The 13,713-nt window shown below is 65.6% G+C and carries 16 protein-coding genes; 5 read left to right on the top strand and 11 right to left on the bottom strand.

Annotation, left to right across the window (positions count from 1 at the left end):
- Positions 1-151: 151 nt before the first annotated feature.
- The 10 genes from HWY30_RS04740 to flgB all read right to left on the bottom strand — a co-directional run bounded on the left by HWY30_RS04740 (position 152) and on the right by flgB (position 9,224).
- Complete coding sequence (locus HWY30_RS04740; RefSeq protein ID WP_176078843.1) at positions 152-925, bottom strand: flagellar brake protein; 774 nt, start codon at positions 923-925, stop codon at positions 152-154.
- A gap of 355 nt (positions 926-1,280) precedes the next feature.
- On the bottom strand, positions 1,281-2,285 hold the full coding sequence (flgJ, locus tag HWY30_RS04735; protein ID WP_090802517.1) for a flagellar assembly peptidoglycan hydrolase FlgJ: 1,005 nt from the start codon (positions 2,283-2,285) through the stop codon (positions 1,281-1,283).
- Positions 2,286-2,297: 12 nt separating this feature from the next.
- A complete protein-coding gene (locus tag HWY30_RS04730) occupies positions 2,298-3,467 on the bottom strand; it encodes a flagellar basal body P-ring protein FlgI (RefSeq protein ID WP_090802515.1) in 1,170 nt (389 codons plus the stop codon).
- A gap of 2 nt (positions 3,468-3,469) precedes the next feature.
- On the bottom strand, positions 3,470-4,168 hold the full coding sequence (gene flgH, locus HWY30_RS04725; RefSeq protein ID WP_090805528.1) for a flagellar basal body L-ring protein FlgH: 699 nt from the start codon (positions 4,166-4,168) through the stop codon (positions 3,470-3,472).
- A gap of 29 nt (positions 4,169-4,197) precedes the next feature.
- Entirely contained in the window at positions 4,198-4,986 is a 789-nt protein-coding gene (flgG, locus tag HWY30_RS04720; protein ID WP_090802514.1) for a flagellar basal-body rod protein FlgG, read from the bottom strand.
- A gap of 104 nt (positions 4,987-5,090) precedes the next feature.
- Positions 5,091-5,849, bottom strand: coding sequence for a flagellar basal-body rod protein FlgF (gene flgF, locus HWY30_RS04715; protein WP_090802512.1), 759 nt, complete (start codon positions 5,847-5,849; stop codon positions 5,091-5,093).
- Between the two features lie 17 nt (positions 5,850-5,866).
- The gene (locus HWY30_RS04710) at positions 5,867-7,381 is read right to left on the bottom strand and encodes a flagellar hook protein FlgE (protein ID WP_090802510.1); all 1,515 of its coding nucleotides are present in this window, start codon (positions 7,379-7,381) and stop codon (positions 5,867-5,869) included.
- Positions 7,382-7,424: 43 nt separating this feature from the next.
- The gene (locus HWY30_RS04705; RefSeq protein WP_090802508.1) at positions 7,425-8,159 is read right to left on the bottom strand and encodes a flagellar hook assembly protein FlgD; all 735 of its coding nucleotides are present in this window, start codon (positions 8,157-8,159) and stop codon (positions 7,425-7,427) included.
- Positions 8,160-8,169: 10 nt separating this feature from the next.
- Complete coding sequence (gene flgC, locus HWY30_RS04700; protein ID WP_090802507.1) at positions 8,170-8,595, bottom strand: flagellar basal body rod protein FlgC; 426 nt, start codon at positions 8,593-8,595, stop codon at positions 8,170-8,172.
- A 128-nt stretch (positions 8,596-8,723) separates the two neighbouring features.
- Positions 8,724-9,224: a flagellar basal body rod protein FlgB gene (gene flgB / locus HWY30_RS04695; RefSeq protein ID WP_090802505.1), complete on the bottom strand. Its 501-nt coding sequence runs from the start codon at positions 9,222-9,224 to the stop codon at positions 8,724-8,726.
- Between the two features lie 218 nt (positions 9,225-9,442).
- Between flgB and flgA the strand changes: the two genes are divergently transcribed.
- The 5 genes from flgA to HWY30_RS04670 all read left to right on the top strand — a co-directional run bounded on the left by flgA (position 9,443) and on the right by HWY30_RS04670 (position 12,879).
- Positions 9,443-10,921 (top strand): flagellar basal body P-ring formation chaperone FlgA, encoded by a 1,479-nt coding sequence (gene flgA, locus HWY30_RS04690; RefSeq protein ID WP_090802504.1) that lies wholly within the window; start codon positions 9,443-9,445, stop codon positions 10,919-10,921.
- 177 nt (positions 10,922-11,098) lie between these two features.
- The gene (gene flgM / locus HWY30_RS04685; RefSeq protein ID WP_090802502.1) at positions 11,099-11,458 is read left to right on the top strand and encodes a flagellar biosynthesis anti-sigma factor FlgM; all 360 of its coding nucleotides are present in this window, start codon (positions 11,099-11,101) and stop codon (positions 11,456-11,458) included.
- Between the two features lie 94 nt (positions 11,459-11,552).
- Positions 11,553-11,999: a flagella synthesis protein FlgN gene (locus HWY30_RS04680; RefSeq protein WP_090802500.1), complete on the top strand. Its 447-nt coding sequence runs from the start codon at positions 11,553-11,555 to the stop codon at positions 11,997-11,999.
- A gap of 290 nt (positions 12,000-12,289) precedes the next feature.
- A complete protein-coding gene (locus tag HWY30_RS04675; RefSeq protein ID WP_013090886.1) occupies positions 12,290-12,472 on the top strand; it encodes a type II toxin-antitoxin system HicA family toxin in 183 nt (60 codons plus the stop codon).
- Positions 12,469-12,879 (top strand): type II toxin-antitoxin system HicB family antitoxin, encoded by a 411-nt coding sequence (locus HWY30_RS04670; protein ID WP_090802498.1) that lies wholly within the window; start codon positions 12,469-12,471, stop codon positions 12,877-12,879. Before HWY30_RS04675 ends, HWY30_RS04670 begins: the two co-directional genes overlap by 4 nt.
- A 93-nt stretch (positions 12,880-12,972) precedes the next feature.
- Here HWY30_RS04670 and HWY30_RS04665 read toward each other — a convergent pair whose 3' ends face one another.
- Complete coding sequence (locus HWY30_RS04665) at positions 12,973-13,707, bottom strand: RNA polymerase sigma factor FliA (protein ID WP_090802497.1); 735 nt, start codon at positions 13,705-13,707, stop codon at positions 12,973-12,975.
- Positions 13,708-13,713: the final 6 nt, after the last annotated feature.

Below are 13,713 nucleotides of genomic sequence, written 5' to 3'. Positions count from 1 at the left end.
GGGCCATGCCACTTCGTTTGCGCTCGCCGCGACGTTTGCGCGACCTTGCCGCGCCGTTGCCTCCGACGCGAGTGCAACGTTTGCTTCGTCGGCCAAAGCGTTCGCGCGGTGCCGGGCGTCACGCGCACGGCACCGCGCGTTGGCTCGCCGCTCAGCGCGCCAGCGAGCGGCGCTTCATTTCGAGCTGCGTGATCAGCCGCTGCAGCGTGTTTTCCGCGCTGCCCGGCAGCGACAGGAAACGGAAGCCGAGCTGATAGCGCTGCGTGCCGTTCGGCAGCGCGAGCGAGCGATGCGACACGAGCTGCAGATCGAGCGACAGACGGCCGAGCGCGCCGAGCGTGAGCTCGCAGTCCATCAGGCGCGCGCCCATCGGCAGCGCGGCGACGCGCAGGTCGGTCGTGCGCATCCCGACGCCGCCGAGCGACAGGTCGTGCACCTCGAAGCGGAACGTGTCGCCCTCGGGCAGGCGGCCCGTACACATGAACGGGTCGAGAATCGGCGCGGCGACGCGGAAGTACTCGCGGCGCTGCACGTAGAACAGCACCTCGGGGAAGTCGGCCTCGAACGCCGGCATTCCCTCGAAGCGCGTCTCGCGTGGCGTCGGGGTCGTGAACTCGACGCGCACGCCGTCGGGCGACGCGTGGAACTGGCAGCGCGGCGCGTTGAGCAGCCCGTTGTTCTGATCGGCAAGCGCGCCCCAATCGAAGGTGAAGGTGCGCTCGCGCACGTCGACGTCGAGCAGGCGCGTGACGATCTGCCCGCCCGCATATTCGACGGTGAGGAAATCGCCGCGATTGACGATATTGCGCAGCTGCACGCCGATTTCCAGCGGATTGCGGCGGCCGAAATCGGAAGCGCTCTCGTTTTGCGGGACGTGCGGCTGACCGTTCGTGTCAGTCAGGCCGTTCGACTGGTTCATATCCATGGGCTTGCCGGTAAGCATGTTCTTGCGGGCACGTGCCAGGGCCTAGTCATGGACTCTGAGGGTCTTCATGCAAAGCCGCAACACACGCGTTCGACCGGACCTTACAGCGCTATTCCGGTATCGGGTCTAACTCGTTAGCGGCAGCATCGAGCCAAAATTTAGGGGCTCAATTTAAATATTCGCCGGAAAATTTCGCGCAAACGTTAAAAGCGTATCTGCCCTATTTTTCCGCGACCTTGCTCGCCCCGGACCCTGCGGAGCTTTTTACCGATGCCGGTTTTTCTGCTGCCTTTATCGCCGCTTTTACCGACATCTTTAAAACCGCTTTAATGCCCGTCGCGTGCGTTATTTTTAATCAGCTCATTTTCTGCATGATCGACAGCAGCTTTTTCGCGTAATGCGGATCGGTTGCATAACCGGCGCGCTGCATGCCGTTCGCAAAACCGTTCACGTCGCGCGACGAATTGATCACCTGCGCGTAACGCGGATTGCTCTTCAACATGCCCGCGTAATCGGCCATCGCTTCCTGGTATGAGTCGTACGCGCGGAATTTCTCGACCGTGCGCTGCGGCTTGCCGTTCACGTATTCGGTCGTGACCGTCGACACGGTCTTGCCGGTCCAGTCGTTGCCCGCCTTGATGCCGAACACGTTGTGGCTCGTCGAGCCGTCGGCCTTCTTGATCTCGCTCTTGCCCCAGCCCGATTCGAGCGCGGCCTGACCGATGATGAAACGCGCCGGAATGCCGGTCGCCGCGCTCGCGGCCTGCGCCGGCGTGGCGAGCTTGTCGACGAAGGCGTCGACCTTCGACGAGCTGCCGTCGCCGCGCACCGGCGGCGTCAGCGCGCTATTGGCCGAGTAGGCGCGGCCGAGCCCGAGCTGACCGTTGGCCTGGGCGTTGCCGTAGGCACGCGCGAGCGCGTTGAGCGCCGCGCTCTGGCCTTCGTCGCCGCCGCTACCGCCGCCGAGCGCGTTGGCCATGCCGGCGAGACCACCCGCCGCGCCCGCGCCGCTCGCGCCACCCACCTGCATGCCCTGGTTGCGCATCAGCTGCTTGAGCATCGCGTCGGCGACGCCGATGCCCTTCTTCGACAGCTGCTGCGCCATCTGCTGATCCATCATCGACGTGAACGTCGCCGTATCGTGCGAATCGAACGGACCGTCCTGCGGCGTTGCATCGCGCATGCTCTTCAACATCATCTGCGTGAACACGGCGTCGAACTGCTGCGCGGCCATCTTCATGCCGGCTTGCGGCGAGGCCTTCGCCTGCGCGCTGAGTGCGCCGAAGCCCTGCACGTCGAGCGCGAACCGGCTGGTCAGATCGTTGGCGGAGTTGACGCTATTGGTCGTATCGGAATTCATCTCGCGTGCTCCTTAGATGATTTCAAGGTCGGCGCGCAATGCGCCGGCTGCTTTCATGGCCTGCAGGATCGACATCAGATCCGCGGGCGTCGCGCCGAGCGCGTTGAGCGCTTTCACCACTTCGGCGAGGTTCGCACCGGCGTTCACGAGTTTCAGCGAGCCGTTGTCCTGCTTCATCTGGATCTGCGACTGCTGCGCGACCACCGTGCGGCCGTTCGAGAACGCGCCCGGCTGGCTCACCACCGGCTGCGTATTGATCACGACCGACAGATTGCCGTGCGCGACCGCGCAGTTCTGCAGCGTGACCATCTGGTTCATCACGATCGAGCCGGTGCGGGCGTTCAGGATGACCTTCGCGGCGGCCTGCCCGGGCCGCACTTGGAGGTTCTGCAATTGCGCCATGAACGAGACCTGCTGCTGCGGATCGGCCGGCGCGCGCAGCTGGATCGTGCGGCCGTCTAGCGCGGTCGCGGTGCCGCTGCCGAACGCGTTGTCGATCGCCGCGACGACGCGCTGCGTGGTGTCGTAGTCCATGTCGTTCAGATCGAGCTGCATGGTGCCCCCCTGCGACACCGCCGTCGGCACCGAGCGCTCGACGATCGCGCCGCTGGTGATGCGCCCCGCGGCGAGCTGGTTGACCTGCACCTTGCTGCCGTTCGCGCTCGCGCCCGCGCCGCCCACGGCGACGTTGCCCTGGCCGAGCGCATACACCTGGCCGTCGGCGCCCTTCAGCGGCGTGAGCAGCAGCGTGCCGCCGCGCAGGCTTTTCGCATTGCCGAGCGACGACACCGTGATGTCGATCGCTTCGCCCGGCCGCGCGAACGGCGGCAGCACCGCGGTCACCATCACCGCGGCGACGTTCTTCAACTGGATGTTCGACAGCGACGACTGCGAGTTGCTGGAGCCCGCCGCCTGGTTGTTGATCGAGATGCCGAGGTTCGCGAGCATGTTCGCGAGCGTCTGCGTCGTGAACGGTGTCTGCGTGGTCTGGTCGCCGGTGCCGTCGAGGCCGACCACGAGGCCGTAGCCGATCAGCGGGTTGTCGCGCACGCCCTGAATCTGCACGAGGTCCTTCAGGCGCTCCGCGTGCGCCGGCGTCGCGGCCGGCAGCGCCGCGCAGGCGAGCGCGACGAACATCAGTGCGCGGCCCGCGCGCGACAGCGTGTTGAAGACGGTACCCATGATCACCACGGCGCCACGTTGAGGAAGAACCGCTGCAGCCAGCCCATGGTCTCCGCTTCGTTGATGTAACCCTTCGCGGAGTATTCGATTTTCGCGTCGGCGACCTGGGTTGAGTACACGGCGTTCAGACTCGAAATCGTGTTGGGATTCACGACACCGGAAAAGCGCACGAATTCATTGCCCTGATTGATCAGCATCTGTTTCTCACCGCTCACGATCAGGTTGCCGTTCGCCTGCACGCCGGTCACGGTCACGGTGATCGTGCCGTTGAACGTATTCGACGCGTTCGCGCCGCCGGTGCCGGTAAAGCCGTTGGCGCCGGTCGCGTTCAGGTTGGTCTTGGCGAACAGGCCGCCGAGAAAGCCCGCGGTCGGCACGCTGAAGTTCGTGCTGCCGTCGCGGCTCGCATTCGCGCCCGAGTTCTTCGTTGCGTTGATGTTCTCGGCGATCACGATCGTGATGATGTCGCCTACGTTGCGTGGCCGCTGGTCTTCGAACAGCGGCCGACCCGCGAAGCCCGGGTTGTAGATCGAGCCCGGCGCCTGCGCCTGCGGTGGCATCGGCGGCACCGCGTTCATCGGCTGCTGGGTGATCGGTTCCCTCGGCAGTTGGGCGCAGCCGCCGAGCGCGGCGAGCAGCGCGAGCTGCACGAGCGCCTCGGCCGTGCGCGAATGAACCGGAGTGCGAGTGGAGTGCGACATCATCGTTTACCGCCTTAAATTTCCAGTCCTCAAACCTGCATCTGGCTCAAGGTCTGCAGCATCTGGTCGGAGGTCGTCACGGCCTTGCTGTTGATTTCGTACGCGCGCTGCGTCTGGATCATGTTCACCAGTTCCTGCACGACGTTCACGTTCGACGCTTCCACGTAACCCTGGTTGAGCGTGCCCGCGCCGTTCAGACCCGGCTGCGACACGTTCGGCGCACCCGACGACGCCGTCTCCGAAAACAGGTTCTCGCCCTTGGCGTCGAGGCCGGCCGGGTTGATGAAGGTCGCGAGCTGCATCGTGCCGAGCTGCTGCATATTGCTCGAGTTGGCCACGGTGATCGACACCGCGCCGTCGCTGCCGATCGTCAGCGAGGTGGCATTGGTCGGGATCGTGATCGCCGGAATCACCTGGTAGCCGCTCGACGTGACGAGCTGACCCTGCGCGTTGGTCTGGAACGAGCCGTCGCGCGTGTAGGCGGTCGTGCCGTCGGGCATCTGCACCTGGAAGAAGCCCCCGCCGTTGATCGCGACGTCCTTCGAGTTGCCGGTCTGCTGCAGGTTGCCCTGCGTGTACAGACGCTCGGTCGCGACCTGTTGCACGCCGGTGCCGAGCTGGATGCCGGACGGCAGTTCGGTTTGCTGCGTCGAGTTCGCGCCCGGCTGGCGGATGGTCTGGTACAGCAGATCCTCGAACACCGCGCGCGAGCCCTTGAAGCCGTTGGTGCTGACGTTCGCGAGGTTGTTCGAGATCACGTCCATCTGCGCCTGTTGCGCATTCATGCCGGTGGCGGCGATATACAGTGAGCGGTTCACTTATGGTTCTCCAATGTCGGGCGGAGTTGGCGCTTTAGCGCTTGCTCCGGGCCCATGCAAAGCGGTCTCGGAGCGCGCCTCGTAGGGCGCCCCGTGGCAATCCGTTAGCTGAAGCTGAGCAGCTGGTTGGCGGACTGATCGTTCTTGTCGGCGTTTTCCAGCAACTGCGTCTGCATCTGGAACTGGCGCGCGTTGGTGATCATCGAGACCATCGCGCTGACCGGATTCACGTTGCTGCCTTCGAGCGACGCCGGCGCGAGCGTCACGGTCGGATCGGCGTCGGCGGGATTGCCGTCGGCGGTGCGAAACAGACCGTCATCGCCGCGCGTGAGCGACTGCGGATCGGGATTGACCAGCTTCAGCTGATCGACGGTGACCACAGCGGTGGGCGGATCGCCCGGCGTCAGCGCCGACACCGTGCCGTCCTTGCCGATCGTGATCTGCGCGCCCGGCGGCACCGATACCGGCCCGCCGTTGCCGAGCACGACCTGATTGGTCGCGTTCACGAGCTGGCCGTTTTCGTCGATGTGCAGATTGCCCGCGCGCGTGTAGGCCTCGTTGCCGTCGGCGGTCTGCACCGACAGCCAGCCCGGCCCCTGAATCGCGACGTCGAGCGGATTGCCCGTCTGCTGGATCGGCCCCGGCGTGTAGTCGGCGCCCGGTGTCGACGACAGCACGAAGGTGCGGGTCGTGTCGTCGTTGATCGCGCTGCCGTCGCCGAACGACATCGGCACGGCGCGGTAGGTTTCGAGCTGCGCGCGAAAGCCCGTGGTCGACGCGTTCGCGAGGTTGTTCGCGACGATCGCCTGCTGTTCGAGCGCCTGCGCGCTGCCCGACATCGCGGTGTAGATCAGCCGATCCATGAAGAGGTCCCGTTCGCTTACAGGTTGATCAGGGTCTGGTCGACGGCCTGCTGGGTCTTGATCGTCTGCGCGTTCGCCTGATAGTTGCGTTGCGCGGTGATCAGGTTGACCAGCTCGCTCGTCAGATCGACGTTCGAGTTCTCGACCGCGCCGCCTTGCAGCACGCCGTGATTGGTCGAGCCCGGCGTCGAGATCTGCGCGACGCCCGAGGCGGCCGTCTGGCCGTACTCGTTGTTGCCGAGGTCGACGAGGCCGTTCTGGTTCGAGAAGTTCGCGAGCACGATCTGGCCGAGCGCCGCGGTCTGCCCGTTCGAGTAGTTGCCCGTCAGCGTGCCGTCGGAGCCGACCGTGAAGCTCGTCAGCTGGCCCGCCGCGTAGCCGTCGGTCGACAGGCTGTTCACGCCGTCCTTGCCGCCGTACTGCGTGGTGCCGGCCATGTTCAGCGTGACGTTCTGCGGCGTGCCCGAACCGTCGGTGGTCGGGATCGACATCGTGAACGCGCCGAGCGTCGCGGTCGCGAGGCCGGTCGTCGCGTCGGTCGTGCTGACCAGCGTGCCCGATGAATTGAAGTTCGCCGTGCCGATCAGGGAAGCGGTGCCGGTCGACGGGCCCGCGTACACGTTCCACGTGCCCGAGCCCGTTTTCGCGAAGTACATATTGACGGTCTGCGAGCCGCCGAGCGTGTCGTAGACGGTCGTGCTCGTCGAGTAGTTGTAGGTCGACGAGCTGTTCTGGTTGAAGGTGGTCGGGTTCTGCGTGATCGTGTAGCTGTCGTTGGCCACCGGCGCGCCGCTGAACGTGATGCTCTCGCCGTTGCCGAGCGTGATCGCGGTGCCGGCCGTGTAGGGCTGCGACGCCGTGGTCGTGCCGAGCGTGTTGTCCGTGACCGTGTAGGTGGTCGGGCTCGTGAAGTTGATCGTGTACTGGTCGGTGTTGGTGCCCGCTGCCGCGTTGGTGATCGTCGCGCCGGTCGTGTTCAGCGTGCCGGCGTTGGTGCCGCCCGGCGTCGCGGTCGGCGCGCCGAGCATGATGTTGTCCTGCGCGTTCAGGTTCAGGCCCGCGGTGATCGAGGTGGTCGCCTGCGGCGCGATGTTCGCGGTTGGCACCTGCAGCGGCACGGTCTGCGCGGTGTTGACGATGCCCGAGCTATTGGCCGCGTAGCCCATCAGATCGAGGCCCTGCGCGTTCGTGATGAAGCCGTTCTTGTCGAGCTGAAACACGCCGTTGCGCGAATAGGTCAGCGTGCCGTTGTTCGACATCTGGAAGAAGCCGTTGCCGTTGATCGCGACGTTCAGCGCCTGGTTCGTCGTCGTGAGCGTGCCTTGCGAGAATTGCTGCTGCACTTCGGAGAGTTGCGTACCGATACCGATCTGCTGGCTCGTCGCGGTCGCGACCGAATTGGCGTACATGTCGGCGAATTCCGCGGTGCCGCTCTTGAAGCCGACGGTGTTGGCGTTGGCGATGTTGTTGCCGATCACGTCGAGATCGCTAGACGACGCCGACAGACCGCTCAAACCTGTTTGGTAACTCATGACGTACTCCGTATCTGTAAAGTCGTAACTGAATGGATCCGGACTACAGGATCGCTGCGACGCCGGTCAGGTCGACCGTCGAGCCGTTCGACAGCACGAGGCCCGGCGTGCCGCTGCTCTGCTGGACGACGCTTTCCACCGTCGCGCCGGTGAGCGTGGTAGCCGTCGCCTGCTGGCCGTTGATCGTGCCTGTCGCGGTGATCGTGTAGGTGCCGTCGGGGAGCGTGTTGCCCGCCGAATCGGTCGGCGTCCAGCCAACCGGAATCGTGCCGGCCGACTGCTTGCCGAGATCGAGCGTGTTGACGATCGTGCCGGCCGAGTTCTTCACGACGATCTGCAGGTCGCTGACGGAGTTCGCGAGCGTGACGCCGAACTCGTTCGTCTTGCCGCTCGCCACGGTGATCGAGTTGCCCGGTGCGAGCACGGTCGAACCGATCAGCAGCGCGGCCTGCGACTGCTGGCCCGCCGACAGCTGCGTCGACAGCGAGGAGAGCGACGTATTGAGCTGGCTGATGCCCTGCACCGTGCTGATCTGGGCGAGCTGCGAGGTCATCTGCGAGCTGTCCATCGGATTGGTCGGGTCCTGGTTCTGCATTTGCGCGACGAGCAGCTGCAGAAAGGTGGTCTGCAGGTCCGCCGCCGACGTGCCCGACGTGCTGCTCGACGTGCTGCTCGTCGAGCTGGTCGCGCTCGAGCTGCTGCTCGTGCCGTTCATCGTGTCGAGCAGCGTCGGCGAAACGGTCGTGCCGCTGCCGCCGATCGTGGTGTTGGTGGTCAAGGCTCTCTCCTCAGGTTCCGATCGTGAGCGTTTTCAGCATCAGGGTTTTGGCGGTGTTCAGTGTTTCGACGTTGGCCTGGTACGAGCGCGAGGCCGAGATCATGTTGACCATCTCCTGCACCGGGTCGACGTTGGGCAGCGTCACGTAGCCGTTCGAGTCGGCGGCCGGATTGCCGGGTTCGTACGCGGTCTTCATCGGCGACGGATCGTCGACCACGCCCGTCACCTGCACGCCGCCGACCTGCTGGCCGGAGCGTGTGCGCGCGCCGCCGAGCGGGCTCACCGCGAACACGACCTGCTTGGCCTTGTACGGCTGACCGTCGGGGCCCGTCGTGCTGTCCGCGTTGGCCAGGTTCGACGCCGTCACGTTGAGCCGCTCCGACTGCGCCGACATCGCGGAACCCGCGACACCAAAAATGTTCATCAGGGATGGCATGTTTCCTGACCTCTCCTGCCGGTTCGCACCGGCTTTACGTTAAGTCCCGTAGCGTTTCTGTTCGTGCGTGCATGCTGCCTGTGTTCAGCTGCTATGCGCCCTGCCTGGGTGCCGTGCTCTTGCCCGGCTTACGACGAGCCCGACGTGATCGCCGACAGCATCGTCTTGATCTGGTTCGACACGACCGTCATACCCGACTCGAAGTGCACCGTGTTGTCGGCGAACTGCACGCGCTCGGTGTCGACGTCGACCGTGTTGCCGTCGAGCGCCGGCTGCAGCGGAATCCGGTATTGCAGGTTGCCGTAATCGTCGGGGCTGCCGCCCGTCGCCGTCAGCGTGGCCTTGCCGCTCATGTGGCCGGCCTCGGTCGTGTTCATCGACATGCCGCTCGTCACGCCCGCGGGTTGCGTCATCGCGAGCGTCGAGCTGTTCGATGCGCCTTGGCCCGCGGTGCTGCCGCCCGTCTTCTTCAGCGCGCCGGCGAGCGACGACGCGAAGTCGATATCGCGCGCCTTGTAGCCGGGCGTGTCGGCGTTCGCGATATTCGACGACAGCAGTTCCTGCCGGTATGCGCGCACATCCATCGCCTGCCGGCCGAATGCGAATTCGGCATCGAGCTTGTCCAGCATCGGAATCTCCCGAGAACGTTTCCAAGGCCGTCCCGTGTGCGCATCGTGAGAGACACGCGGCGGGCGCGAAGGCCTTTTTGCATGTGATGCATCTTATGGGCCGCGCGCAAGCGGCAATCGGACGAATAACCGGGAAAGGGGGCTTCTATTCAACGTTTGCGCGAAAGCGGGGCTCACTAGAATGCAAGGCGTACCGATGCATTCGATGGAGACCCGCGATGGACCAGCCCACCAACACCTTGCCGCGGCCGGCGAGCAGCACGACGATGCGTCGCGTGTGGGGTGGCCGGGTCGATGAACGGGGCGATGGTTCGGAGCGCGCGCTCGCCCAGCCGGTGCCGCGCTCTTTCTCGCGTTGCCTTGCGCATTGCCTGACGCGGGCGGCCGTCAACCTCGCGGTATGGGTTGCGGGCGGCATCGTGTTGCTGCCGGCTACGACCCACGCGCAGGATGCGGGCGGCCCGATCGTGATTGCCGGGCCCGCCGAGAAAAATCCCGCCGCGCTGAACGATCTCGCGCAACGGATTCAGACGCCGGCGCAGCGCAGCGCGTCGGCGGCGTCGCTCGCGGCGGTGACCGCACAGTCGCTCGGCCGCGCGAGCGCGTCGCGCGACACCGATACGTTCGGGCGTGCCGCGAGCGCAAGCGGCGCGATCGTCATTCCGGGCGCGGGCGAGCCCGCTGCCGCCGCGCCGGCCATCATCCGCACCAACTTCAAACCGGACGCCAACGGCGTCGTGACGATTCCGCCGGCGGCCAGCACTGGGGCGTCGGGCGTCGCGCGCGTCAATGTCGAAGCGGGCCCGGCCGCCAGCGTCGCGAATCAGCGCGTGGTCGCGGCCAGTGCGCCGCAAGGCGACGGTTTCGACAGTCTCGCCGCGCGCGGCGAGCCACCCGAGTTCGGCGCGAATGGCAAGCCGATCGCGGCCGCTGCGGCGCAGTCGGCGCATCCCGGGATCGCGAGAACACCCGCGACGTCGCCTGGCTCGCGCCAGCCGGCGGCCGTCATTGCACAGAGAACGCCGCAGACCGCTACCGCCGCGACGGCTGCGCAAGCCGCCGCGCCGCTGCCTGGCCAGCAGGACCCGGAAGCGATTCACGCGAGCGCGCTCGCGTTCCTGCAACAGCAGGCCGTCGGCCTGCCCGGCAAAGCCGACATCACGGTCGCGTCCGCGTTTCCGCGCGGCCTCGCCGCGTGCACGTCGCTCGAACCGTTCATGCCGACCGGCGCGCGCCTGTGGGGCCGGCTGACGGTCGGCGTGCGCTGCGCGGGCGAGCGGCCGTGGACCATCTATCTGCAGGCGCGCATCTCGCTGCATGCGACCTACTACCTCGCCGCCCGCGCGATGGCGCCGGGCGAAGTGCTCACGGCCGCCGACCTCGTCGCGCGCGAAGGCGACCTGACCGGCCTGCCGCAGGCGATCGTCACCGACCCGTCGCAGGCGGTCGGCTCGGTCTCGCTCGCGCGGATCGCGGGCGGCATGCCGCTGCGCCGCGACATGCTGAAGAGCGCGTCGGCGGTGGTGTTCGGCCAGACCGTGCGGGTCATCGCGGCCGGCGACGGTTTCTCGATCTCGTCCGAGGGCAGCGCGATGAACAACGCGTCGCCGGGCCAGCAGGTGCGCGTGAAGACCGCCAACGGCCAGATCATCTCCGGCATCGTCAAGGACGGCGGCACGGTGGAGATCCAGATGTGAGCGGGCTGGCGGCCACGAGCACCGTCGAAACGGTCGGCGCCCCGGTGGCCAGGGCAGACGGACGGGGATTGAAAGGGGTAGATGGCCACCTGGCGGCGAGCCGGGTGTCGAGCGATTGCGCTAAAGTTTTGATCAGCGGTTGCCGTTATCAGGATCAAATCGTTAGGGAAGCCAATCGTGAAAGTCGATCCCACCACCTCTTCAAATCTGCCGTCGTTGAAAGACGCTTTGTCCCGTTCGCAACAGAGCGACGAAGCCACGCCGGCAGCCAGCACCACCCAGGGCGCGACGAGCACGGCCGCGCCGGCCGCGAGCAGCGCGTCGGGCGAAACGAGCGTGAGCCTGTCGGGTCTGTCGCAGCATCTGCGCAGCCTCGCGGCCTCCGGCTCGGCCGACATCGACACCGCGCACGTCGAGTCGATCAAACAGGCGATCAAGGACGGCAAGCTGCAGATCGACTCCGGCAAGATCGCCGACGGCGTGCTGCAGACGGCGCGCGACCTGTTGCAGAACAAAACCTCGTCGACCGGCAACTGATCGGCATTTCGCCGCGCGGTGATCTGCCGGGCGGCGTCCGACCAACCCGGTTCGCGCGCCGTTCGCGAGCCAGTGTGCGTAGCGAGTTGTTGATATGAAAGACGCCCTCGTTGCTACCCTGATCGAAGAATATTCGACCGTCGAGGCATTCGCCTCGATCCTCACTCTCGAAACCAAAGCGCTGACGGCGATCTCGCCGCTGGAGCAGTTGCCGGCGATCGTCGAGAAAAAAACCGAGCTGATCGGCGTGCTCGCGAGGCTCGAAGCCGCGCGCGACTCGCATCTGGCCGAACTCGGCTTTCCGACCGGCTGGTCCGGCATGGAGCTCGCGGCCAGCACCGACGCGCGCGTCGCGACGCAATGGAAGCTGCTGCAGAAAGCCGCGGATCGCGCGCGGCGCGTCAACACCAACAACGGCGAGCTGATCCGCGTGCGGATGGACTACAACGAGCGCGCGCTAAAGGCGCTGCAAGTCAACGTGCCGCGCAAGACGAATCTGTACGGGCCGGATGGGCGAGTTCCGGCTTATTCGGGACTTTGATCGGCCCGCCTGCCCGGCCTGCAATCGAGCAATCTACGAAATGAATGAAAAAGCCCGTCATCGACGGGCTTTTTCGTTTTCCGCCGCCGCTTGTCCACCCACTTCCCTGTCCGTTCCGCGCTGCGTTAGCCGTTCGGCTAGCTGGCGCTAGTCCACCTCGTCACGTTGAAATGGTGACTTCGTTCGAGCTTTCGCCAACGCCGCGGCTTCGACGCGGCCGCAATTCGACGGGCGGAAGCTTGTTTGCCCGTTAGTTTGTGTAGGCGTGTGTATAATGGAGGGTATGATGTATGAACAGTGCCGAGGTCGTCAAATTGATTCAAGCGAATGGCTGGCAGCTCGTCCGCATAGCGGGCAGTCACCATCATTTCAGGCACGCGGGAAAACGGGGGCTCGTGACCGTCCCGCATCCGAAAAAAGATTTGCCGGCCGGCACCCTGAACAGCATTCTGAAACAGGCGGGGCTCAAATGAAGCATCTGATCTTTCCGATCGCCATCGAACCCGGAGACAACACGCACGCGTTCGGCGTCGTGGTGCCCGATATTCCAGGCTGCTACTCCGCGGGCGACACGCTCGAACAAGCGTATGTGAACGCGAAAGAGGCAATCGAATCGCATCTCGAAACCTTGCTCGACGAAGGACTGCCGCTGCCCGAGCCTCTCACGCTAGGCGAGCATCGGCGCAATCCCGAGTTCGCGGGGTTCACATGGGGTTTCGTGACGACGCGCAATATTCCGGCGTTGAAGAAGGCGGTTCGCATCAACATCTCGCTGCCCGAGGTGCTGGTGCAGGAGATCGACGCGTATGCGCAGGCGCGCGGTATGTCGCGCTCGGCGTTTCTCGCGCTCGCCGCCGAGCATGAGATGGCGAACGCCTGAGCAACGGCAGGCGGCACAGGCGCGCATCGGCATCGGCGCACCGCCGCATCCGAAGGCGGCGTTTGAAAAACGGCGTGCGGCGCCGCGGTGGCGTCAGTTCGCTTCGGCGTTCGCCCAGGCCATTTCGCGCAGTCGGGCGCGCAGGCGTGCCACGGCCTGGCTATGCAACTGGCACACGCGCGATTCGCTGACTTCCATCACTGCGCCGATCTCGCGCAGATTCATGCCGCGCTCGTAGTACAGCGACATCAGCAACTTCTCGCGCTCCGGCAAGCGGTCGATCGCTTCGATGAGCGCCGAGCGCAGGCTGTCGTCGAGCAGCGCCGAGAGCGGATCGGAATGATCGACGCAGTAGCGGTCCAGAAAAGGTTCGTCGTCGGCGGAGCGGTCGAAGTCTTCGTAGTAGATCAGCTGGCTGCCATGCAGGTCCTGCAGCATCGACTGATATTCGTCGAGCGGCATTTGCAGGTGCTCGGCGACCTCCGCCTCGCTCGCCGAGCGGCCGAGGTTCTGCTCCACCTTGTGCACCGCGGATTCCACTTCGCGCGACGTGCGGCGCAGGCTGCGCGGCAGCCAGTCGTTGCTGCGCAGCTCGTCGAGCATCGCGCCGCGAATCCGCTGGCTGGCATAGGTCTCGAACTGCGCGCCCTGGTCTTCCTTGTAGCGGCCGGCGGCATCCAGCAAACCGATCATGCCGGCCTGGATCAGGTCGTCGAGATCGACGCTCGCCGGCATTTTCGCGACAAGCTGCAAGCCGAGTCGACGCACGAGCGGTGCGTACTTCGTCAAAACTTCGGCCTGAGAAATCTTTCCCTGAGCGTTGTACATCGTGCT

The organism is Paraburkholderia tuberum STM678 (assembly GCF_902833905.1).
GTDB classification, from domain to species: Bacteria; Pseudomonadota; Gammaproteobacteria; order Burkholderiales; family Burkholderiaceae; genus Paraburkholderia; species Paraburkholderia tuberum.
This window is presented reverse-complemented; position numbering and strand designations above follow the sequence as displayed.